Origin of the sequence: Flavobacterium humidisoli, from assembly GCF_023272795.1 — a bacterium.
GTDB classification, from domain to species: Bacteria; Bacteroidota; Bacteroidia; order Flavobacteriales; family Flavobacteriaceae; genus Flavobacterium; species Flavobacterium humidisoli.
Window position 1 is genome coordinate 3,943,079 of record NZ_CP096829.1, and the last position, 20,764, is coordinate 3,963,842.

Genomic DNA, 20,764 nt, shown 5'->3' on the forward strand with positions numbered 1-20,764 from the left:
GTTAAGTCGTGAATTGAAGACGCAACTATTTTAAACAAGGAAAGTCTTATAAATAGTAAACCATCAAAAAATATAAATATGAAAAAAATTGTACTTTTAATTGTATTGCTTATTTCAATTTTTTCCTGTTCTGATAATGACGATAAACCATCTGAAAGTTACGTTGGAAAATGGACGTTGACCAGAATGGGCAGTAATAATCCCGCGGCAAATTCTATAGATGTTTTAGAATGGGAAGAATCTTATGCTTTTAATTCTAATAATACATTTTCTAAAACGAGAAAAAAGGAGGGTAAAACTACAACCATTTCAGGAACTTATTCTGTTATAAAAACCAATGATCAAATACAGTTTGAATTAAATTATACTGCTGAAAGCGATATAGTTGCATCTTGTTTTTCAAAGGCAAAAGAAAATCTATACATCATTAACAGTACTGGAAATTTATATGGAACATGGTCTGTATGTGACGGTCCAGTAATGGTGTATGAGAAAAAGTAATAATTTTGAATGCTTACTAATTCATTTTTTTGAAGCTCCGTTTCTAACGGAGTTTTTTTTAATAATTAAAGTCAGTATTATTTTAATAAAAAAAGATAATTACTAGATTTGTTAAAACATTTAAATTATAAGCCCCAGTTATGATTAAAGAAGAAAAAATTCCTTTTGAAACTATGGTATTTTCGGGAGTTACATTTAAAGTAATTAACCGACACGAAGCCCACAATATTATTGGAGATCTTACCGATTTCAAGAATCAGAAAATTTATAATGTTTTTGAAGATACTTGGCGTTTTCCTGATTACGAAGAAAATCCGATATTTCTATTAGCAGAAGACGATGTAGAAATGGACTTATTTGAGATGGATTTTAGTACCGAAGAACATCCGGATATTTTCATTTTAGGGTTTATTTTCAAAAAAAATCTAACAGTTGCAAAGCTTATCAGTTCTTACGATACGGATAATTCTCCTGCTTTAATTGTTTTAGGAAAGACAACAACAGTCAATATTAATTTGTTTGGAAGTGTCCATTATTTAGGTGGAGGCTTGCAGTGCGATACACTTGCTGGAGAATATAATCACGGAGAACTTTTTGTAAAAGGCGATCTTATAGCTTGGCTAGTTTATACAGATGATATGCTGTTTCATTTTGAACGTTTTACGGATGTGCAGGCGATCATAAGTTCAGGCAGACCCGACGTTTTGATTTGCAGCAATGTTCAAGATACTGACGGATCTATTATAACTGTCGAGAATTATCTTCCTTCAACTCATAAACTTTCTGATATTGTAGAAGATTCTTTTGTTGAAAATTCAGATTACGGCACAGAAATACTAGGCAATAATTATTTAGAAGTTTTTAAAGAAGGGCTTTCTATATTAGATTACGACAAAAAAGAAAAGTATATGTATGCTGATTTTCGTAATCAGTTTATCAATATGGTGGAAGTTTTGTCTGAAAATGAAGAATTGAAAGAAAACGGAAAAATCGTTAGGCATATTTCTGGAACCACTTATTTGTTTATTCCTTTTGATTACGAAGGAAAAAAATACAGTCAGATTTCGGAAGAAATAGGAAATAGTTTTAGTATTAGAATGCGTGCTTTATGGTGTCATGAAGATGAAGAAATTATGATTATTCTGGAATATCTTGATGAAAACGGCGATCCAAAATACCAATGGATGAATGACGAAAATGCTGCAGGAATTGAATTTTTCTGCGTAAAAAATGCTGTCATGAAAACATTTGAAATATTGATGGCTCCAGAAGCTGAAGAAGAAGATGACGAAGATGATGAAACAGAATATGCAGAGTATGATAGCAGTTTTTCATTAGAAGAATTTGCAGTTCAATTTGGTGGCTATAAATTACCTGAAGATTTAGTAAAACTGTATGAATTCGAGCAAGAACATGGGGTAGAATCTTATTCGGAATGTTTTGGACTTACGATTACCAATGATAAAATAGGAATAAAAACATGGTCTGAGGAAGAAGAGTTTTACAATAGCTTTATTGAATTTGCAGGCGCAAACGGTTCGGGAAGTTCGTATGCTTATTGGCTTATAGATAAAGATTTGAATAATTGCCCAATTGTTGTTTTTGGCGACGAAGGTGGAGTTCACATTGTGGCAGAAAGCACTTGTAAACTAATTCAGCTTCTGACATTAGACACTGAAATTTCTGTTGATTTTGATTCTGCTTATTTTTATAAAGATGAAGAGTATTATGAAGAAAGCGAGAATAAAGAAGAGTTTCAAGAATGGGTTAAAGCAGAATTTGATCTAGATGCAATAGAAACAAACGAGGAAGCAGATGAAATTGTAGATCAGGCGCAAAGAAAGTATAAGCAAAAGTTTAACGATTTTTTAGTAAAGTTTGGTATCGAAATCAGCGAAGAAGATGAATAGTAGTTTTTATCTTTGACTAAAAATTAAAAAAAATGAAAACACATTTAGCGCTTTTACGCGGAATCAACGTTTCGGGACATAATATGATGAAAATGGAGGCTTTGAAAGCAATGCTGGAGAACCTTGGATTTCAAAATGTTCGAACGTACCTGCAATCTGGAAATGTTTTTGTGGATAGCGAAGAAGACGCTTCAAAAATTGGGTTTATGATTAAACAGGAAATTTTTAAGGTTTTTGGGCATGAAGTTCCTGTTGTAATGATTACTAAAGAAAATTTAGAATCGTGTTTTGCCAATAATGCGTTTTTGAAAGAGAAAGATGCTGATGTGAAAAAACTATATGTTGCTTTTGTATCAACAACTTTAAAAAAAGAAAACATAAACGATTTAAAAATAAGTCAGTTTAAGCCAGACGAAGCGAGTATTGATGAAAACAGAATTTTTATAAAGTACGCTGTTGGTGCAGGAAAGACTCGTTTTGACCAAAAATATATTGAGAAAAAATTAAATGTAACTGCAACAATTCGCAACTGGAACACAGTTACGAACCTGCTTAAAATGTATGAAGAATAATGAAGAAGTTTTTTTTATTAGTTTTGGTTCTTGCAATGACTGTAAATACTAATGTCTACGCCCGAAATACAAAAACAGTTCCTGAAGATTTTAATACCTTTTTCAGTAAATTCAATACCGATTCCAAATTTCAAATCAGTAGAGTTATTTTTCCTCTAAAATACAAGGCAAACAATGAAGATTTTGAACTGACAGATTATACAATGACAAAAGAAAAGTATAAAGTTCTTAATTTGAACAGAAAAGCAGATGAAAAGTATTTGAAAAGAACAATGTTAATAAAGAAAAATAAAGTTACTCTTGAAGAGCGTGGTCTTGACAACGGAATTTACATTGATTATGTCTTTGAATTAAAAGACGGCAAATGGTTCCTGAAAACTTTTGTAGATCAATCTACTTAGTATTTCAAACATATTAATCCCGAAGCCATTTTTGCATAGTAGGAAAAGGAAGTTTATTTGCTTTTTCTGCTTTTTCATTTCCAACACACAGCTCCATCCATTCTAAAAGAGGCAACCCCATATAATTTCCAGATTTAAAATTAGAAATAAACCAATCAGAATGACCTTTGTATCCGTCTGGATGGAAAACAAATTCGAGCGGAAGCTGTAAATGTTGCAAAGCTGCGTAAGACCATAAAATTGCAACAATCTCATCTCCTTGTGTTGGCCAGTCTTTGGAAATTTTTGATGAGCCAATTAATTTTCTTTCTGCTGGAGCTGTTACGGCAAGGTGACCAGCTTCATGTAAAATATCGCCAGGATATAATAATTTATTATAATCAATATAAATGCAATTAGGTCCTAAATCTAAACCTGGCAGAAAGGTTTCGTCAAGGTCTTTTTCAATAATTTCAATACCAATTTCTTTTAAAAAGATTAGTACTTTTTTTACTTCCTCTTTTTCTTTTAAATCCATATTAATTTGTTTTTAAAACAGTTTTCTTGATGTATATCGTGTCGACATTATGAAAAGCTCCTTTTTTCATTCCACCGCCAAATGGCTGTATATATTGAATGTTTTGAGATTCGTAACCTTCCTTTTTGATCGGTTCGTTTACAGCCAATGTTGGAGCTTCGAATCCAAAAAAGGTAAATTGATGATATCTTTTTTCTTTTAATGAAAAATAACCATTTGACTGGCTTGAAGTTTCACCAACGTTACAATTTTCAATAGGCTTTCTAGTTTCGAAATCGTAAATATATCCTGTGATTTGAGGCCTTTTACACCTGTTGACCAAACAGCTTTGAAAGCTGGAAGAAATAAGAATCACTAAGATAAGTTTTAAGAAAACCTTCATTTATTTTTTTATTAAATCACAATACCAAAATCCAAAATCAAAAGCAGTTTCATCATTGGTATCGCAAGCTGTGTTAGAAGAATCTTTCTTTTCAGGCTTTTCATATTTTCGGTAGACAATTTCGCCAATTTCAAAATCAATTGGTTTTGAAAAAATAGGACCATCAAAAGTAAAAGTATGAAATTCGCCATTTTCACCACAAACATCCACATTTTCAGGTAAATCATTTATAAAATCTTGATCTATAATTCGGCCTACAAAACTTTTATCCAAGTATTTTTCGTTTACACAAACCACAATGGTTTTGAATCCCAATGAGATAAACTCTTGTATTAAATCTTGAGTTGGAATTTTCCAAATTGGAAAAACACCTTTTAAGCCAATTTTCGCCAATTGATTTTCGCGATATTGACGCAAATCTTCAAGAAAAATATCTCCAAAAATAGAATGTGTTATTCCATTATCTTTTAATTCGGTTAAAACTTCGCTCATCACTTTTTCATAAACTTCCATAGTTGGCATTTCTGGAACTTCAAGAATTTTTAACGGAATTCCTAGGCTTTGTGCTTGTTCCTGCAATAGTTCAACACGAATTCCGTGCATTGAAATACGTTGATATTGCTGGTTTACGCTTGTTAGCAAACATTCTATCTGAAAATCAGTATTTTGAAGTGTTTTGTATAAGGCTAGAGCAGAATCTTTACCGCTGCTCCAATTAAATAAGGCTTTTTGAACTGTAGGCACGATTGGGTAGTTTAATAATGTAAACTTACAAAATTGATTCTATTTGTAAAGGAAACCTTTGTAACTTTGGGATTTTACATGCCAAATTAAGATGCTATTTAGAGAAAAATTTAAAACCAATTCAAGTAGATTGCAAAACTGGGATTATTCTAGTGAAGCGGTTTATTTTATTACGATTGTTACCAAAAATAGGAAATCTATTTTTGGTGCTATTGAAGGCGGAAAAATGATTTTAAATGAAAATGGAAAGATTATTGAAAAGGAATTATTAAAATCGATTAAGATCCGTAAAAATTGGTTTTTTCATAATTGGATTATTATGCCAAATCATATTCATTTATTAGTAGAAATTCAAAATACGGTTGTTTCTAATAACATGGAAAACCCCCATCATATCGTAGAGACGCACTGCAGTGCGTCTACGTCTAGTATATCCACAACAGAGAATAATATTTCGGATATTTCTTTGTCGACAAGCTCGGGTGAGACGCACTGCAGTGCGCCTCTACAGGACCAAATGGGTTCTGGATTTTCTAGAAAACCTAATTCGATTTCATCATTTGTTGCTATTTTTAAATCAATTACCACAAAACAAATAAACGGCGTTGAATCAATTTGGCAGACTAATTATCACGACCATATTGTTAGAAATTACAAAATGTTCGAAAAGATTTACGATTACATTAAACATAATCCAATATCTTGGGAAACAGATTCTTTAAAATAAATTTTCAATGAAATATATTTTTTTATTATTCACTGGTTTTCTTTTTGCGCAGCAAACTCAATACGTCGATTTTAAATCTGTTTCAGGACAATTGTCTTTGAATTCAAAAGAAAAAATAGTTTCTGGTGCAGTCGATTTTCAATTTGAGGTTTTAAAGGATTGTGATACTATTTCGCTTGATGCGAAAAATATGGAATTCTCGAACGTGAAAATCAACGAGAAGGAAATTATTTTCATTAATACAACCAAGCAATTAAAATTGGTTTTTCCATTTAAAAAAGGAGAAAATCATCTAACTTTTAATTATTCGACAAAACCCAAACAAGCCTTGTATTTTGTTGAAATGGAAAACGAAGTGCAGATTTGGACGCAAGGGCAGGGAAGATACACGAGTAATTGGTTTCCAAGTTTTGACGATGTGAATGAAAAATTGATTTTTAGTTTGGGGATTTCTTATGATAAAGAGTATCAGGTAGTTTCAAACGGAGTTTTAAAAGAAAAAACAACCAACGGAAATCTAAACCACTGGCAATATCAGATGGAGAAACCAATGAGTTCGTATTTGCTAATGCTGGCTATTGGAAAATTTGATAAAAAAGAATTTAAATCTAAAAGCAGAGTACCTTTAGAATATTATTACGAAGCCAAAGACTCAGATCGTTTTGAACCGACTTATCGCTATTCAAAACGGATTTTTGATTTTCTGGAAAAAGAAATTGGCGTAAAATATCCTTGGAAGATTAACAGACAGATTCCAGTAAGAGACTTTTTGTATGCTGGAATGGAAAATACGACTTCAACTCTTTTTGCAACACGCTATGTAGTAGATTCAACAGGATTCTGCGATCGAAATTACACTAATGTAGATGCACATGAATTGGCACATCATTGGTTTGGAGATTTGATTACAGCTGAAAGCAGTACGCACCATTGGCTTCAAGAAGGTTTTGCGACATACTTTGCCTTGCTTGCTGAAAAAGATATTTACGGAGAAGATTATTTCTATTCTAAGTTATACGATACGGCACAGCAGATTAAGTTTGCTTCACGCACCGATACCATTCCAGTTTTAAATCCAAAAGCAAGTTCGCTGACATTTTACGAAAAAGGAGCGTGGGCATTATTCGTTTTACATGAATCTATTGGAGATAAGGCTTTTAAAAAAGCAATTAAAAGTTATTTAAATAAGTACGCTTATCAAACGGTAAATACACAGAATTTTTTCGAAGAGATAAAAAAAGTGTCTGATTTCGATTTGGATAAATTTCAAAAGACTTGGTTGGAATCAACGGCTTTTGATACGCCAACTGCAAATGCTTTATTAAGTAAAAACAAAGCAATCCAAAAAAGACTGGAAATCGATAAATTGAAAAAAACGCCTTTAGTAGAGAAAACAGATGTTTTGAAGAACGTTTTAGTATCAGATGTTTATCAATCTGTAAAAGAAGCTGTTGTGGATCAGTTGGAAAATGAAAAATACGAAGATAAAAAGGTATTATTGCTTTTGGCATTGCAAACGAATAATAGTAAAGTCCGTCAGAATCTGGCTGGATCTTTAACCAAAATTCCGGAAGATTTTAGAACAAATTACGAAACACTTTTAGATGATAAATCGTATCAGACGCAAGAAATAGCGCTTTATTGGCTGTGGAGAAATTTTCCCGATCACAGAACAGGATATTTGGATAAATCTAAAGATTGGATTGGTTTTAATGATTATAATCTAAGAACATTGTGGCTTTCTCTTGCTTTGTCAACACCAAATTATAGTAATGAGCAAGATTCTTTGGTAGATCAACTGATTTCATTTTCATCTACAAAGTACGAAGCTACAACACGACAAAATGCTTTAGAAAAACTAATTGCTTTTAAAATTATTAACGATCAGGTTTTGAGTAATTTAGTTGGCGCTACTACCCACCATATGTGGCAATTTTCAAAATTTGGGAGAGACACAATTAGACTTCTGTTGAAAAATCCTGAAATGCGTGCTTCATTTAATAGAATTTTGCCTAATTTGACACCCGATGAGCAATTCCAATTGAATCGTTTGTTGAAAGAGTAAAATTAGATGAGAAGATAGAAGCAAGAGGCAAGAAGAAAGAGGCAAGAGGCGCAGCCGAATTGTTGCTTTGTCTTTTTTCTTGATTCTTTTCTCTATATTCTCTAAAAAAAAGTATCCCAAAAACAAAACCTACATTACAATTTATGAGAGCATTGGTTATTTCAGGAGGTGGCAGTAAAGGTGCATTTGCCGGTGGTGTTGCCCAGTATTTAATAGAAGAAAAAAGACACGAATACGATTTGTTTTTAGGAACTTCAACAGGAAGTTTATTGATTCCGCATTTAGCTCTCGGTCATATAAAAAAAATTCATTCTGTATATACCAATGTTACTATGTCAAGTATCTTCAATATTTGTCCGTTTGTGGTGAAAGCCAAAGATGGAGTAGACATTGTGACCATTAATCACTTTAATGTATTGCGTCAGTTTTTTAAAGGAAAACGAACTTTTGGAGAAAGTAAAGGTTTAAAGAAATATATTCAGAATAATTTCTCACTTTCTGATTTTAACAAACTAAAAAAACTTAAGACAGACGTTGTTGTAACCGTAACCAATTTTACAACAAACGAATCTGAGTATAAATCGGTAAAAGATTGTACGTATGAGGAGTTTTGCGAATGGTCTTGGATATCGAGTAACTATGTTCCGTTTATGAGTTTGGTTGAAAAGAACAACTTTGAATACGGTGATGGAGGATTTTCGAGTTTGGTGCCAATTCGTGAAGCGATAAACCGTGGCGCAACAGAAATAGATGTAATTGTGTTAGAAACAGAGGTTAATACCACTAAAACAGTAATCGGGAAAAATCCCTTTTCATTAATGATCGATTTGTTCCGAATTGCTTTAGATCAGGTTGAGAAACATGATATTGCTATAGGGAAACTTATGGCAAATACTAAGGATGTAAAACTTAACTTATATTACACTCCAATAAAATTAACTGATAATGCGCTGATTTTTAATAAAGATGTAATGAAAGAATGGTGGGAGCAAGGTTACGAATATGCACAAAATAAGTCTGAGGTTATGAGTGATAACAGAAAAATGTAAAATTTAATTTATCCGAAACATGAGAGGTTTACCTTATTTCGCTTCCTTTTTGTTGTTGATTTTTATTTCTATAAGCTGTCAGAGAGATAAGTCAATCCCTAATTTTAAATTACCCAAAAATGAAGAAATAAATGCTGTAATTAAAGCTCTTATCAATAGTGATAGTTTACCGCTTGCGGCTCATCATGGATACAAAGAAAAACCCTCGTTTTGTGAGGATTTAGAAAAGTTGAAAATTGAGCATATAGAGAAAGATTTCTTGAAAAAAATACCAAAAAAACAAGAAGGAGAATCAGAATTGATTGAGCTTCTTATCGGTTTGCCAGATGTTCCTCAAGAAAAATTTTTCTTTTCAAAGTCAGACTCTTTGTATATTGAGTTTCAAGGCAAAAACTTCAATACCTTTAAATTAGAGCAAAAAGATTTTGATAATGTACAAATCAGATCAATTAAAGAGCTAAGGAAGGATTTTAAAGAAGTGAAATATTTTAATTTTTACCATGCAACAATTCCAATAATTTCACTTGATGAAAAAAAAGCTTATGTCAAGTATACTTTACATTGTTCCGGTTTATGCGGTTATTGTTATCGCGTTTTCTTAGAGAAAAGAAATGGAAAATGGATAGTAGCGAGATATAATGTAGACTGGGTCAGTTAAAAAAAAAGAAAGATTGAGATTTTTTTAATTCTCAATCTTTCAAAATATTTTTAATACCATAAATCGGCTACTTCATTTTTAATATAACCCAACGCAGCATTACTTGGCGATTGTTTTTCTAGTAAATCATTCAAAATTACTTCGCGTAATTTGTCTGCGTTATCTACTTTATCGCTCATTGCAGCTTTACGAATCATTTGGATTGTTGCATTTTTTGCAGTTATAATGATTGTCCAGCAGTCTTCTGACATATAAATCTGCTGTGTTAAATTGTGCTCAAATTCCTGTTCAATTTGGTCAATTACATAATTTTCGTAATCATGTTTATTTTGAGAAATAGGAGAAATTCTGATTAACAATTTTGTCAAGTTAATACGCTCCAAAAACAAAGTCATACGCTCGTAAGCCTGTAAACGTATAGGTAACGACTCTTTGTGCGCTTGTTTGTTTAATAAAAAAGCACGTTTTCTGTCATTGTTTTTAATATGTAACTCAAAAAAACGATACGCCACAACTCCTGTAACTAAGGCTGGTAAAGTATAACTCGCAAGTTCTATTATTTTGTTGAAATCCATTTGAATAATTTTTAAGCAAAAATATACTTTTTGATCAAAAATCAACTTTAAATTTATAGTAATAAACAAAAATGAAGATGTACTTTTGCGACTTGTTTTTTAATGAGACCAAAATATATTTTGAATGGATTCATACCTAATACTTTTTCTTTGTTTGGCAGCGTTTGCTGCGGGATTTATTGATGCAATTGTAGGTGGCGGCGGATTAATCCAAACGCCAATGGGATTAATTTTATTGCCAAATCTCCCTGTTTCGACTGTAGTTGGAACTTTGAAAATTCCAGCATTTAGCGGAACTGCTTTTGCCGCTTTTCAATATTTGAAGAAAGTAGTGATTCAGTGGAAACTCTTACTTATTATGATGTGTCTGGCGGTTCCGTCAGCATTTTTAGGATCTACAATTTTAACAATGGTCAGCAATGATTTTATGAAACCGCTTTTGTTAGTGGTTTTATCTTTACTATTTGTATACACTTATGCCAAGAAAAATTTCGGACAGCATGTTGCTAAAGATCATTCGATGGCAACCCAAATATTTTATGCTGTTGTTATTAGTATAATTGTTGGATTTTACGACGGTTTTATAGGGCCTGGCACAGGAAGTTTCTTTGTTGTGGCTTTTATTGCGCTTTTAGGATTCGATTTTCTTCACGCTTCTGCGAATGCTAAAATGGTAAATTTAGCAACCAATTTCGGTTCGATTTGTCTATTTATGATTAAAGGGAAAATCATTTGGGCAATTGCAATTCCGATGGCAATTAGCAATGGGTTGGGCGGATGGCTCGGAGCAAAACTGGCGATCAACAAAGGAAATGGTTTTATTCGAATTTTCTTTTTAATTGTTGTAGTCGGAACTTTGATTCGTTTTGCTTACGACGTATTTTTTTAATAAGATTCTAAGTTGCTAAGGTTCTAAGACTCTGAGATACTAAGTTTTTTTTTGAATAGCCGTTGGTTTTTTCTTTTTCAGATTTTAAAGAAAAATTAAAAAATAAGTATAATATCTAATTCCAATTTTCTCAAAATATTTAAAGAAAACCAATTGTCTGTTTTCTAGCCCCGATTGAGGCGGTATCCTCGTAGCGGAGCGGAGAGATATAGCCGAAAGCGGGAAACCATGTCTGAAAAAATGCCTTTTGTTTGGCTTCGAAAAAAAAACTTAGCGACTTAGAATCTTAGCAACTTAGAACCTTCCAAAAGCATCTTAGGAACTTTCTTTTTTAATTCTTATTTTTGCATAAAAGGAGAAAATTACATGCAGAAATATATTGACCAGCTCAACGAAGCGCAGAGAGCGCCTGTTTTAAAGAAAGACGGGCCAATGATTATTATTGCTGGTGCAGGTTCGGGAAAAACACGTGTTTTAACCATTAGAATTGCGTATTTGATGGCTCAAGGTATTGATGCCTTCAATATTTTGTCGCTTACTTTTACCAATAAAGCAGCCCGCGAGATGAAACATAGAATTTCGGATATTGTGGGGGCTAGTGAGGCAAAGAACCTTTGGATGGGAACTTTTCACTCTATTTTTGCTCGTATTCTGCGTGCCGAATCAGATCATTTGGGGTATCCTTCAAATTTTACAATTTATGACTCTCAGGATTCGGCTAGATTGATTTCTTCTATTATAAAAGAAATGCAGCTAGATCGTGATATTTACAAACCAAAACAAGTTTTAGGACGTATATCTAATTATAAAAATAGTTTAATTACGGTTAAAGCTTATTTTAACAATCCAGAATTGGTTGAGGCCGATGCAATGGCAAAAAGGCCAAGATTGGGAGAGATTTATCAGCAGTATGTTGATCGCTGTTTTAAGGCTGGTGCAATGGATTTTGATGATTTATTGTTGAAAACCAATGAGCTCTTAACGCGTTTCCCTGAAGTTTTAGCAAAGTACCAAGATCGTTTCCGTTATATTTTGGTTGATGAGTACCAAGATACGAATCACTCTCAATATCTGATTGTTAGAGCTTTGTCGGATAGATTTCAGAATATTTGTGTGGTGGGAGATGATGCGCAGAGTATTTATGCCTTCCGTGGTGCGAATATCAATAACATTCTGAATTTCCAAAAAGATTACGAAGGTGTAATTATGTTCCGTTTAGAGCAGAATTACCGTTCGACAAGAAACATTGTAGAAGCGGCAAATACCGTGATGGAACATAATAAAACCAAACTAGATAAAGTAGTTTGGACAGCAAACGAGTTTGGACCAAAGATTAAAGTTCATAGAAGTTTGACTGATGCAGAAGAAGGTCGTTTTGTAGCAAGCACGATTTTTGAACAGAAAATGCAAAATCAATTGCATAATGGTGCTTTTGCAATTTTGTATCGTACCAATGCTCAGTCGCGCGCGATGGAAGATGCTTTGAGAAAACGTGACATTCCGTATAGAATTTATGGTGGTTTATCTTTTTATCAACGTAAAGAGATTAAAGACGTTTTATGTTATTTGCGTCTGGTTCTAAATCCAAAAGACGAAGAAGCTTTGGTTCGTGTAATCAATTATCCAGCACGTGGAATTGGAGACACAACAGTTGAAAAATTAACTATTGCTGCCAATCATTACAAACGTTCGATTTGGGAAGTAATGGTAAATATTGATAAAATTGATTTAAAATTGAATGCTGGAACAAAGAACAAATTGAAAGATTTTGTTACTATGATCCAGAGTTTTCAGGTTATCGATCAGAACCAAGATGCTTTTTATATTACAGACCACGTTGCAAAGAAAACCGGATTAGTTCAGGAATTGAAGAAAGATGCTACTCCAGAGGGGATGGCGAAAATTCAGAACATCGAAGAGCTTTTAAACGGTATTAAAGATTTTACCGAAGGGCAAAGAGAAATTGACGGAGCAAGAGGTGCGCTTTCTGAGTTTATGGAAGATGTAGCTTTGGCAACAGATTTGGATAAAGATACAAACGATGATGATCGTGTTGCTTTGATGACCATTCACTTAGCAAAAGGACTGGAGTTTCCGCATGTATTTGTGGTAGGAATGGAAGAAGATTTGTTTCCAAGCGCTATGAGTATGAGTACGAGAAGTGAATTGGAAGAAGAGCGCCGTTTATTCTATGTGGCATTAACCCGTGCAGAACATCAAGCGTATTTGACCTATGCTCAGTCTCGTTATCGATGGGGAAAACTAACGGATAGTGAACCTTCTCGTTTTATTGAAGAAATTGATGGTCAGTTTTTGGAATATTTGACTCCAGCCGAAACAAATTATCGTTATAAGTCTCCAATTGATGGCGATATTTTTGGAGATGTAGATAAATCAAAATTGCGATTGGCAAAACCAGTAGGAGGAACTCCGCCCAAACATATTACAGACAACAGTCCGAAGCCTGATTTAAATATTAGAAAACTAAAACCAGTTTCGGGAAATGCGCCAAGTAATGGAAATTCGAATTTATTTGATAGTAAATTGACCGTAGGAAATATTGTCATGCATGAACGTTTTGGAAAGGGAGAAGTGATGAATTTAGAAGGTGTTGGTCCAGATAGAAAAGCAGAAATTAAATTTGAAGTAGGAGGAATTAAGAAATTGTTGTTAAGATTTGCTAAATTAGATGTCGTAGGATAAAAATGTTTCAAGTTTTAAGTTTCAGGTTTCAAGTTATTACAAAGTAATTTGAAACCTGAAACGTTAAACAAGTTAAACTTTAAACTAAAAAGAAAAATGGCCGAATTTATAAAAATATACCCAGATAAACCTAGTGAAGCTGCTATTGCAAAAGTGGTAAAAGTGCTTCAGAATGGTGGTTTGGTAATTTATCCAACTGATACTGTTTATGGGTTAGGCTGTGATATTACCAATTCGAGAGCGTTAGAAAAAATTGCTAGAATAAAAGGAGTAAAACTGGAGAAGGCAAACTTTTCCTTTATTTGCCATGATTTGAGTAATTTGTCAGATTATGTAAGGCAGATCAATACTTCAACTTTTAAGATTTTAAAGAGAGCCTTGCCAGGACCTTATACTTTTATTTTACCTGGAAATAATAGTTTGCCGAAAGAGTTTAAAAAGAAAACTACAGTTGGTATTCGTGTGCCTGATAATAATATTATATTGGAGATTGTTCGCCAGTTAGGAAATCCGGTTGTTTCAACTTCTATTCGAGATGAAGATGATGTAATAGAATATACTACCGATCCAGAATTAATTTTTGAGAAATGGCAGAATATTGTAGATCTTGTAATCGATGGTGGCTATGGAGATAATGTAGGTTCTACAATTATTGATCTTTCTGAACATGAGCCAGTTATCGTAAGGGAAGGTAAGGGAGATATTGATATTTTGTAAAAAAATACACTAAAAGTATAATAGTATAGAAATTATGAGTAACTTTATTATGTTAAAATTTAGTTAGTTACTTAAAAATAATGCTATTCTTGATTTATATTTAATTGGTTATTAAAAAAATTAAGGATACATAAAAGCAGGTCATTAGACCTGCTTTTTCTGTATTATAAAGTATGTGAAACTCTAATTATTTTTGTTGTTTCTTCATTTCTTTTTCAATCATATCATAGAATTGATCGATTTTTGGCATAACAACAATACGAGTTCTTCTGTTACGAGCTTTGTTCTCAGCAGAATCGTTTGCAACTAATGGTACATAAGAACTTCTACCTGCAGCAATTAATTTAGCTGGGTTAACACCAAGATCGTTTGTTAATACACGAACGATAGAAGTAGAACGTTTAACACTTAAATCCCAGTTGTCTAAGATAATACCGTTGCTTTTGTAAGGAACGTCATCAGTGTGTCCTTCAACCATACATTCGAAATCTGGTTTGTCGTTTACAACTTTTGCAACTTTAGCTAAAACAGATTTAGCTTTGTCACTTACGTCGTAGCTTCCGCTTTTGAATAATAATTTATCAGCGATAGAGATAAATACAACCCCTTTTTCAACATTGATTTCGATGTCTGGATCGTTGATTCCAACTGCACCTTTCAAGCTTGTAACTAATGCTAAAGTAACACTGTCTTTTTTAGTTAAAGCATCTTGAAGTCTAGAGATTTTCAAATCTTTTTCTTTTAAACTTTCAAGAGATTTTTCAAGGTTTTCAGCACCTTTAGTAGTTAAGATAGTTAAATCTTTAGAGCTGTTGATTAAATCTTGATTATGTTGTTTGTAGCTTTCAGCTGTAGCAGCTAATCCAGCTTTTTCTTCTAAGCACGTATTTAATTTTACAGTACAAGAGTTTAACAAATCTTGAGTCTCTTTGTTTTTAGCTTCCAACTCTGCATATTTCTTTTTAGAAACACAAGATGTTAGGGCCATTAATACTGATAGTGCGATAACTATTTTTCTCATAAATTTAATTTTAATTAGACTTGATTACAAATTTAGTTTTTAATATTTTGAATACTGTTAAAGATTTCTTTAAATAAGGTCAATTTCTTGATGTAATAAAGGAAAACGATGCTTTTCACCGAATAGTATTGCTGTATTTGAAAATCTTTTCGTTTTTTAAGATATTTTAAAGATAAGCAATAAAATGAAAAATGTGCTTTTAAAATGGCAAGAGTGTGCCCGAATTTACCTTGTGTAAGAAAACGGATACCGGCAATGCCATCTAATACCATGCGGAAAAAAATTACAAAGAATAATCCTTTTGAAGGCAGATTTTTAACCAACATTAGCAATGAATTTCTAAAATTCAAATAAGTTTTTTTAGGATTTCCTTGCTGTAAAGTTGCGCCACCAACATGATAAACAACAGATTGGTAATTATATTTTATAATATGCCCTTCATTTGCAGCTCGCCAGCATAAATCAATTTCTTCCTGATGCGCAAAGAAACTTTCGTCAAAACCTCCTAATTCATGAAAAACGTTCTTTCTGATAAAGAAACAAGCGCCGGAAGCCCAGAACAATTCAATATTATCATTGTATTGCCCATAGTCTTTTTCAATTGTATCAAATATTCTTCCTCTGCAAAAAGGAAATCCGTATTTATCGATAAAACCACCGGCAGCACCTGCATATTCAAAGTATTCCTTGTTTTTAAAATCAAGAATTTTTGGCTGAATAATAGCGGTTTGATTTTCTTTTTCGAAAGTGTCTAGAATGGGCTGAAGCCAGTTTTCTGTGACTTCAATATCTGAATTTACTAATGCATATATTTCAGCATCAATATGTTTTAAGGCGTCATTATAACCTTTTGCAAAACCATAATTGCCTGAATTTTTTACAATTTTTACAGTTGGAAAATGTTCTGTAACATACGCAACAGAATTGTCCGTAGAATCATTGTCAGCAACGTAAATCGCTGCTCCTTCTGAAAACTGAATAACAGATGGTAAAAACTGCTCCAGCAATTTTACTCCGTTCCAATTTAAAATTACAACTGCTATTTTTTCCAAAAGTATTTAGTTCTTTATTATTTGTTAGTGGTTTTCTTTATAGTCTGGCAGATTTTTTAAAAACTCATATTTCTCGTTTTCAAAATCCATTTGACAATAAAAATGGTTCAGTCCGTTGGTAACATTCAAAAACCGTGCCTGCATTGTCATATTGTAACGTGCAATTTGATCAAAAGTTGCTTGAGAGATTTTAACTTCTGGAGCTTTGCACTCTACTAATATGTGTATAGAACCATCTGGGTTAAATACAACAACATCGTATCGCTTTCGTAATCCGTTGACGGTTAAAACTTTCTCGACATTAATAAGTGATTTTGGGTATTTTTTTTCATGCATTAAAAAATGAACTACGTGTTGGCGAACCCATTCTTCTGGCGTAAGAATTATAAATTTTTTCCTGATTTCATCAAAAATAGACACTTTATTTTCGCTATTTTTGAATCGGAAAGTATAAGCAGGGAAATTAAGTTTAAGCATAAAGCAAAAATATAAAATAGTTTCAGGTTTCAAATTTAAAGTTTCAAGTTTTGAAGCATAATTTGAAACCTGAAACTTGAAACAAAAGATTGAATGGACGAAGTAGTAAAAATTGTTAACGATATTAAAGCCGGAGATATTAAACCGATTTATTTTTTAATGGGCGAAGAACCTTATTATATAGATAAATTGTCTGAATATATTGAACAGAATGTATTAGCTGAAGAAGAAAAAGGTTTTAATCAGACAGTTTTATATGGAAGAGATGTGTCAATTGATGATATTGTTTCAACGGCCAAGCGTTATCCTATGATGGCTGAACGTCAGGTTGTTATCGTAAAAGAAGCGCAAGATTTGTCCAGAACAATCGATAAAATAGAATCTTACGTAGAAAATCCAATGCAAACAACTGTTTTAGTTTTTTGTTATAAATATAAGACACTAGATAAACGTAAAAAAGTTACTAAGCTATTAGGACAAAAAGGCGTTGTTTACGAAAGTAAAAAATTATATGAGAACCAAGTAGGAGACTGGATTAAACGCGTTTTGGCTGGAAAAAAATATACAATTGATCCTAAGGCAAATGCCATGCTTGTAGAATTTTTAGGTACAGATTTGAGTAAGATCAACAATGAGCTAGAAAAACTACAGATTATTTTACCGCAAGGCACGATGATTACTGCGGAGCATATTGAAGAGAATATTGGTTTTAGTAAAGATTATAATGTATTCGAACTTAGAAAAGCAATCGGAGAACGTAATCAATTGAAAGCGTATAAGATAGCAGAAAATTTTGCTCATAATCCTAAAGAATATCCTTTAGTTATGACTACTGGGTTGGTATTTGGGTTCTTTGTCCAACTTTTAAAATATCACGGATTAAAAGACAAGAATCCTAAAAACGTTGCAGCAACACTTGGAGTAAATCCGTTTTTCTTAAAAGAATATGATTTGGCAGTAAAAAACTATCCAATGAGAAAGGTGAGCCAAATTGTTGGAGCCTTACGTGATATTGATGTTAAAAGTAAAGGTGTAGGTGCCAACGCGTTACCGCAATCGGATTTACTAAAAGAAATGCTCTATAAAATATTTAATTAAGCCATTAAAATTCACGATATTTGCGTTTCTAAAAATTTTACTACTTAAAAATAATTGCACAATTATGGGAATGAATAAAAACACCATTTTAGGATGGGCAACTTTAATAATGGTACTTATGGGGTTGTTGCTTATAGCTCTTGGAATCTTTAGATATAGTGATGTTTCAGGATGGGGATTTGCTGCTGTTGGAGTTGGATTTTTTGCTAATGCATGGGTATTCAATGCTTTAAAAGGCAGGGTTTAGAATTTTGAGATTTAAAGAAATAAATAATTATAATAAAAAAAATAAAAAATGTCAGACGATAAGAAAGTAATTTTCTCAATGCAGAAATTGAGCAAAACCTATCAGGGAGCAGACAAACCAGTTCTTAAGAATATTTACCTTAGTTTCTTTTATGGTGCTAAGATTGGTATTTTGGGACTTAATGGTTCTGGAAAATCTTCTCTTTTAAAGATTATTGCTGGAGTTGACAAAAACTACCAAGGAGATGTAGTTTTTCAACCTGGATATACAGTAGGATATTTAGAGCAAGAACCAATTCTTGATGATTCTAAGACAGTTATCGAAATTGTTCGTGAAGGAGCTGCAGAAACAATGGCGGTTTTAGAGGAGTACAACCAAATCAATGACTTATTTGGTCTTCCAGAATACTACGAAGATCAAGATAAAATGGATAAATTGATGGACCGTCAAGCAGCATTGCAAGACAAAATCGATGCTCTTGGCGCTTGGGAAATCGATACTAAATTAGAAATCGCAATGGATGCGTTGCGTACTCCAGAAGGAGATACTCCAATCAAAAACCTTTCAGGAGGAGAGCGTCGTCGTGTAGCTTTATGCCGTTTGTTGTTGCAACAACCAGATGTATTGTTATTAGATGAGCCAACCAACCACCTTGATGCTGAGTCAGTTCTATGGTTGGAGCAGCATTTAGCGCAATATTCAGGAACTGTAATTGCTGTAACCCACGACCGTTATTTCTTGGATAATGTTGCCGGATGGATTCTAGAGTTGGATAGAGGAGAAGGTATTCCATGGAAAGGAAATTATTCTTCTTGGTTGGATCAAAAATCAAACCGTTTGGCTCAAGAGGAAAAGGTGGCTTCTAAACGTAGAAAAACTTTAGAGCGTGAGTTGGAGTGGGTTCGTCAAGGAGCTAAAGGTCGTCAGACTAAACAAAAAGCGCGTTTACAGAACTATGACAAATTATTAAATGAAGATCAAAAACAACTAGACGAAAAATTAGAGATCTATATTCCGAATGGTCCTCGTTTAGGAACAAATGTCATTGAGGCTAAAAATGTTGCGAAAGCTTTTGGTGATAAATTATTGTATGATAATTTGAACTTTACCTTGCCACAAGCTGGTATTGTTGGGATTATTGGACCTAACGGTGCTGGTAAATCGACTATTTTCAAAATGATAATGGGTGAACAAGCTACAGATAGCGGAGAATTTTCTGTCGGAGACACAGTGAAAATTGCTTATGTAGACCAGTCACACTCTAATATTGATCCAAACAAATCTATTTGGGAAAACTTTGCCGATGGTCAGGAATTGATAATGATGGGAGGAAAGCAAGTTAACTCAAGAGCCTATTTGTCACGTTTCAATTTTGGTGGCGGTGAGCAGAATAAAAAAGTTTCTATGCTTTCTGGTGGAGAGCGTAACCGTTTGCACTTGGCCATGACTTTGAAGGAAGAAGGAAACGTACTTTTACTGGATGAGCCTACGAATGATCTTGACGTAAATACACTTCGAGCTCTTGAAGAAGGTTTGGAGAATTTTGCTGGTTGTGCTGTAATTATTTCTCACGACAGATGGTTCTTAGATAGAATTTGTACACATATTTTAGCTTTCGAAGGTGACTCTGAAGTTTATTTCTTTGAAGGAAGTTTTTCTGATTATGAAGAAAATAAAAAGAAACGTCTAGGTGGTGATTTAACTCCGAAACGTTTGAAATACAGAAAATTGATCAGATAGTTTCTGATAAATTTCCAATAAAAAAAATCCCAAATTCCAATTAGTGTGAATTTGGGATTTTTTATTTCAAGTGTTTATGCGTTTAGTTTTGTCATTTCAGGAACAAGATCACGCTAAATTGGAATTTTTTAAAGAAATTTTGCTTTTAACTCTGGAGTCGGAATCATGCAACTTTCTTTCTTGCCATACCAATTGTATCTATTTTTTGCCACATAGTCGTAAATTCTATCACTAATAAAAATAGGAACAATTCTAAAAATTGAAATGAGTTTCCATAAGCCTCCAAAATTTTTTGCTATTTCAATTGCTGCAGAAGACTTATAAAAATATGCTGTTTTTGGATCATACAAAATAATACTATCCATTTTAGAAAAACTGATTCCTAAGTGTTTGCAGATTGAAATGCCCAAATCTGATTGCAATGCAACAAATCTGAAAATGTCTTTTTTGTCATGGTTTATAATATATTGCACAGCAGTACTGCACAGATTGCAAACTCCGTCAAAAAGAACTATTTTTTTATTTTCTGGAAGGCTTTCCATTTTATTAGGTTTGTTTCAAATTTTACATTTCACGTTTTGATATGCATGAAAGTGAGCTTGGATTATTATATTGTCTTTATTTGTTTTGTTTATTGAATTTTAATTTTTAATAAATTTTATAAATTAAAAATGACTTTGATAAATTCTTTAAGATGGATTTTAAAAAATAAAGCATCT

The 20,764-nt window shown here is 32.9% G+C and carries 22 protein-coding genes; 14 read left to right on the plus strand and 8 right to left on the minus strand.

Translation table 11 applies throughout. The features are described from left to right. Nucleotides 1-78: 78 nt before the first annotated feature. The 4 genes from M0M44_RS16945 to M0M44_RS16960 all read left to right on the plus strand — a co-directional run bounded on the left by M0M44_RS16945 (nt 79) and on the right by M0M44_RS16960 (nt 3,384). Complete coding sequence (locus M0M44_RS16945; protein WP_248726742.1) at nt 79-501, plus strand: hypothetical protein; 423 nt, start codon at nt 79-81, stop codon at nt 499-501. Nucleotides 502-641: 140 nt separating this feature from the next. Continuing rightward, nucleotides 642-2,411, plus strand: coding sequence for a hypothetical protein (locus tag M0M44_RS16950; protein WP_248726743.1), 1,770 nt, complete (start codon nt 642-644; stop codon nt 2,409-2,411). A gap of 32 nt (nt 2,412-2,443) precedes the next feature. Then, nucleotides 2,444-2,983, plus strand: a complete 540-nt coding sequence (locus M0M44_RS16955; protein WP_248726744.1) for a DUF1697 domain-containing protein — start codon at nt 2,444-2,446, stop codon at nt 2,981-2,983. Further along, nucleotides 2,983-3,384 carry a DUF4348 domain-containing protein gene (locus tag M0M44_RS16960; RefSeq protein WP_248726745.1) on the plus strand — a complete coding sequence of 134 codons (402 nt, stop codon included), beginning with the start codon at nt 2,983-2,985 and terminating at the stop codon, nt 3,382-3,384. Before M0M44_RS16955 ends, M0M44_RS16960 begins: the two co-directional genes overlap by 1 nt. Nucleotides 3,385-3,397: 13 nt before the next feature. On the opposite strand, the gene M0M44_RS16965 is transcribed toward M0M44_RS16960, so the two are convergent. Genes M0M44_RS16965 through M0M44_RS16975 form a run of 3 tightly spaced genes read right to left on the minus strand, consistent with a single transcriptional unit; the run spans nt 3,398 to nt 5,027 of the window. Continuing rightward, complete coding sequence (locus M0M44_RS16965) at nt 3,398-3,901, minus strand: hypothetical protein (protein ID WP_248726746.1); 504 nt, start codon at nt 3,899-3,901, stop codon at nt 3,398-3,400. Nucleotide 3,902: 1 nt separating this feature from the next. Then, nucleotides 3,903-4,283: a hypothetical protein gene (locus tag M0M44_RS16970; protein ID WP_248726747.1), complete on the minus strand. Its 381-nt coding sequence runs from the start codon at nt 4,281-4,283 to the stop codon at nt 3,903-3,905. Continuing rightward, complete coding sequence (locus M0M44_RS16975; protein ID WP_248726748.1) at nt 4,284-5,027, minus strand: Dph6-related ATP pyrophosphatase; 744 nt, start codon at nt 5,025-5,027, stop codon at nt 4,284-4,286. It abuts the gene before it with no gap. Nucleotides 5,028-5,118: 91 nt separating this feature from the next. On the opposite strand from M0M44_RS16975, the gene M0M44_RS16980 reads away from it, so the two are divergent. The 4 genes from M0M44_RS16980 (at nt 5,119) to M0M44_RS16995 (ending at nt 9,526) form a co-directional block, all read left to right on the plus strand. Continuing rightward, the gene (locus M0M44_RS16980) at nt 5,119-5,754 is read left to right on the plus strand and encodes a transposase (protein ID WP_248726749.1); all 636 of its coding nucleotides are present in this window, start codon (nt 5,119-5,121) and stop codon (nt 5,752-5,754) included. Between the two features lie 7 nt (nt 5,755-5,761). Beyond that, complete coding sequence (locus tag M0M44_RS16985; protein WP_248726750.1) at nt 5,762-7,819, plus strand: M1 family metallopeptidase; 2,058 nt, start codon at nt 5,762-5,764, stop codon at nt 7,817-7,819. A gap of 143 nt (nt 7,820-7,962) precedes the next feature. Next, nucleotides 7,963-8,868 (plus strand): patatin-like phospholipase family protein, encoded by a 906-nt coding sequence (locus tag M0M44_RS16990; protein WP_248726751.1) that lies wholly within the window; start codon nt 7,963-7,965, stop codon nt 8,866-8,868. Between the two features lie 19 nt (nt 8,869-8,887). Then, nucleotides 8,888-9,526, plus strand: coding sequence for a hypothetical protein (locus M0M44_RS16995; protein ID WP_248726752.1), 639 nt, complete (start codon nt 8,888-8,890; stop codon nt 9,524-9,526). Between the two features lie 50 nt (nt 9,527-9,576). Here the strand turns inward: M0M44_RS16995 and M0M44_RS17000 are convergent, their stop codons facing one another. Next, entirely contained in the window at nt 9,577-10,101 is a 525-nt protein-coding gene (locus tag M0M44_RS17000; RefSeq protein ID WP_248726753.1) for a DUF7935 family protein, read from the minus strand. A gap of 124 nt (nt 10,102-10,225) precedes the next feature. Here M0M44_RS17000 and M0M44_RS17005 point away from each other — a divergent pair, with 124 nt between their 5' ends. The 3 genes from M0M44_RS17005 to M0M44_RS17015 all read left to right on the plus strand — a co-directional run bounded on the left by M0M44_RS17005 (nt 10,226) and on the right by M0M44_RS17015 (nt 14,410). After that, nucleotides 10,226-10,990: a sulfite exporter TauE/SafE family protein gene (locus M0M44_RS17005; RefSeq protein ID WP_248726754.1), complete on the plus strand. Its 765-nt coding sequence runs from the start codon at nt 10,226-10,228 to the stop codon at nt 10,988-10,990. A 366-nt stretch (nt 10,991-11,356) separates the two neighbouring features. Beyond that, nucleotides 11,357-13,693 (plus strand): ATP-dependent helicase, encoded by a 2,337-nt coding sequence (locus M0M44_RS17010; RefSeq protein ID WP_248726755.1) that lies wholly within the window; start codon nt 11,357-11,359, stop codon nt 13,691-13,693. 96 nt (nt 13,694-13,789) lie between these two features. Then, nucleotides 13,790-14,410, plus strand: coding sequence for an L-threonylcarbamoyladenylate synthase (locus tag M0M44_RS17015; protein WP_095929258.1), 621 nt, complete (start codon nt 13,790-13,792; stop codon nt 14,408-14,410). 187 nt (nt 14,411-14,597) lie between these two features. Here M0M44_RS17015 and M0M44_RS17020 read toward each other — a convergent pair whose 3' ends face one another. Genes M0M44_RS17020 through M0M44_RS17030 form a run of 3 tightly spaced genes read right to left on the minus strand, consistent with a single transcriptional unit; the run spans nt 14,598 to nt 16,960 of the window. Further along, a complete protein-coding gene (locus M0M44_RS17020) occupies nt 14,598-15,431 on the minus strand; it encodes an OmpA/MotB family protein (RefSeq protein ID WP_095929259.1) in 834 nt (277 codons plus the stop codon). Between the two features lie 32 nt (nt 15,432-15,463). Continuing rightward, complete coding sequence (locus M0M44_RS17025) at nt 15,464-16,483, minus strand: glycosyltransferase family 2 protein (protein ID WP_248726756.1); 1,020 nt, start codon at nt 16,481-16,483, stop codon at nt 15,464-15,466. 24 nt (nt 16,484-16,507) lie between these two features. Beyond that, entirely contained in the window at nt 16,508-16,960 is a 453-nt protein-coding gene (locus M0M44_RS17030) for a type I restriction enzyme HsdR N-terminal domain-containing protein (protein WP_248726757.1), read from the minus strand. 93 nt (nt 16,961-17,053) lie between these two features. Here M0M44_RS17030 and holA point away from each other — a divergent pair, with 93 nt between their 5' ends. From holA to ettA, 3 genes are all read left to right on the plus strand, one after another. Continuing rightward, on the plus strand, nt 17,054-18,058 hold the full coding sequence (gene holA, locus M0M44_RS17035) for a DNA polymerase III subunit delta (protein ID WP_248726758.1): 1,005 nt from the start codon (nt 17,054-17,056) through the stop codon (nt 18,056-18,058). Nucleotides 18,059-18,122: 64 nt separating this feature from the next. Further along, the gene (locus M0M44_RS17040; protein ID WP_095929263.1) at nt 18,123-18,305 is read left to right on the plus strand and encodes a CAL67264 family membrane protein; all 183 of its coding nucleotides are present in this window, start codon (nt 18,123-18,125) and stop codon (nt 18,303-18,305) included. Nucleotides 18,306-18,353: 48 nt separating this feature from the next. After that, nucleotides 18,354-20,045 carry an energy-dependent translational throttle protein EttA gene (gene ettA / locus M0M44_RS17045; protein ID WP_198855721.1) on the plus strand — a complete coding sequence of 564 codons (1,692 nt, stop codon included), beginning with the start codon at nt 18,354-18,356 and terminating at the stop codon, nt 20,043-20,045. A 128-nt stretch (nt 20,046-20,173) separates the two neighbouring features. Here ettA and M0M44_RS17050 read toward each other — a convergent pair whose 3' ends face one another. Then, nucleotides 20,174-20,587 carry a thiol-disulfide oxidoreductase DCC family protein gene (locus M0M44_RS17050; protein ID WP_248726759.1) on the minus strand — a complete coding sequence of 138 codons (414 nt, stop codon included), beginning with the start codon at nt 20,585-20,587 and terminating at the stop codon, nt 20,174-20,176. Between the last annotated feature and the right edge of the window lie 177 nt (nt 20,588-20,764).

Excerpts from the sequence above, each read along its gene's own strand:
- M0M44_RS16945 (WP_248726742.1), top strand. The coding sequence starts at position 79 with ATGAAAAAAATTGTACTTTTAATTGTATTGCTTATTTCAATTTTTTCC.
- M0M44_RS16950 (WP_248726743.1), top strand. The coding sequence starts at position 642 with ATGATTAAAGAAGAAAAAATTCCTTTTGAAACTATGGTATTTTCGGGA.
- M0M44_RS16955 (WP_248726744.1), top strand. The coding sequence starts at position 2,444 with ATGAAAACACATTTAGCGCTTTTACGCGGAATCAACGTTTCGGGACAT.
- M0M44_RS16960 (WP_248726745.1), top strand. The coding sequence starts at position 2,983 with ATGAAGAAGTTTTTTTTATTAGTTTTGGTTCTTGCAATGACTGTAAAT.
- M0M44_RS16965 (WP_248726746.1), bottom strand. The coding sequence starts at position 3,901 with ATGGATTTAAAAGAAAAAGAGGAAGTAAAAAAAGTACTAATCTTTTTA.
- M0M44_RS16970 (WP_248726747.1), bottom strand. The coding sequence starts at position 4,283 with ATGAAGGTTTTCTTAAAACTTATCTTAGTGATTCTTATTTCTTCCAGC.
- M0M44_RS16980 (WP_248726749.1), top strand. The coding sequence starts at position 5,119 with ATGCTATTTAGAGAAAAATTTAAAACCAATTCAAGTAGATTGCAAAAC.
- M0M44_RS16985 (WP_248726750.1), top strand. The coding sequence starts at position 5,762 with ATGAAATATATTTTTTTATTATTCACTGGTTTTCTTTTTGCGCAGCAA.
- M0M44_RS16990 (WP_248726751.1), top strand. The coding sequence starts at position 7,963 with ATGAGAGCATTGGTTATTTCAGGAGGTGGCAGTAAAGGTGCATTTGCC.
- M0M44_RS16995 (WP_248726752.1), top strand. The coding sequence starts at position 8,888 with ATGAGAGGTTTACCTTATTTCGCTTCCTTTTTGTTGTTGATTTTTATT.
- M0M44_RS17000 (WP_248726753.1), bottom strand. The coding sequence starts at position 10,101 with ATGGATTTCAACAAAATAATAGAACTTGCGAGTTATACTTTACCAGCC.
- M0M44_RS17005 (WP_248726754.1), top strand. The coding sequence starts at position 10,226 with ATGGATTCATACCTAATACTTTTTCTTTGTTTGGCAGCGTTTGCTGCG.
- M0M44_RS17010 (WP_248726755.1), top strand. The coding sequence starts at position 11,357 with ATGCAGAAATATATTGACCAGCTCAACGAAGCGCAGAGAGCGCCTGTT.
- M0M44_RS17015 (WP_095929258.1), top strand. The coding sequence starts at position 13,790 with ATGGCCGAATTTATAAAAATATACCCAGATAAACCTAGTGAAGCTGCT.
- M0M44_RS17020 (WP_095929259.1), bottom strand. The coding sequence starts at position 15,431 with ATGAGAAAAATAGTTATCGCACTATCAGTATTAATGGCCCTAACATCT.
- M0M44_RS17030 (WP_248726757.1), bottom strand. The coding sequence starts at position 16,960 with ATGCTTAAACTTAATTTCCCTGCTTATACTTTCCGATTCAAAAATAGC.
- holA (WP_248726758.1), top strand. The coding sequence starts at position 17,054 with ATGGACGAAGTAGTAAAAATTGTTAACGATATTAAAGCCGGAGATATT.
- M0M44_RS17040 (WP_095929263.1), top strand. The coding sequence starts at position 18,123 with ATGGGAATGAATAAAAACACCATTTTAGGATGGGCAACTTTAATAATG.
- ettA (WP_198855721.1), top strand. The coding sequence starts at position 18,354 with ATGTCAGACGATAAGAAAGTAATTTTCTCAATGCAGAAATTGAGCAAA.
- M0M44_RS17050 (WP_248726759.1), bottom strand. The coding sequence starts at position 20,587 with ATGGAAAGCCTTCCAGAAAATAAAAAAATAGTTCTTTTTGACGGAGTT.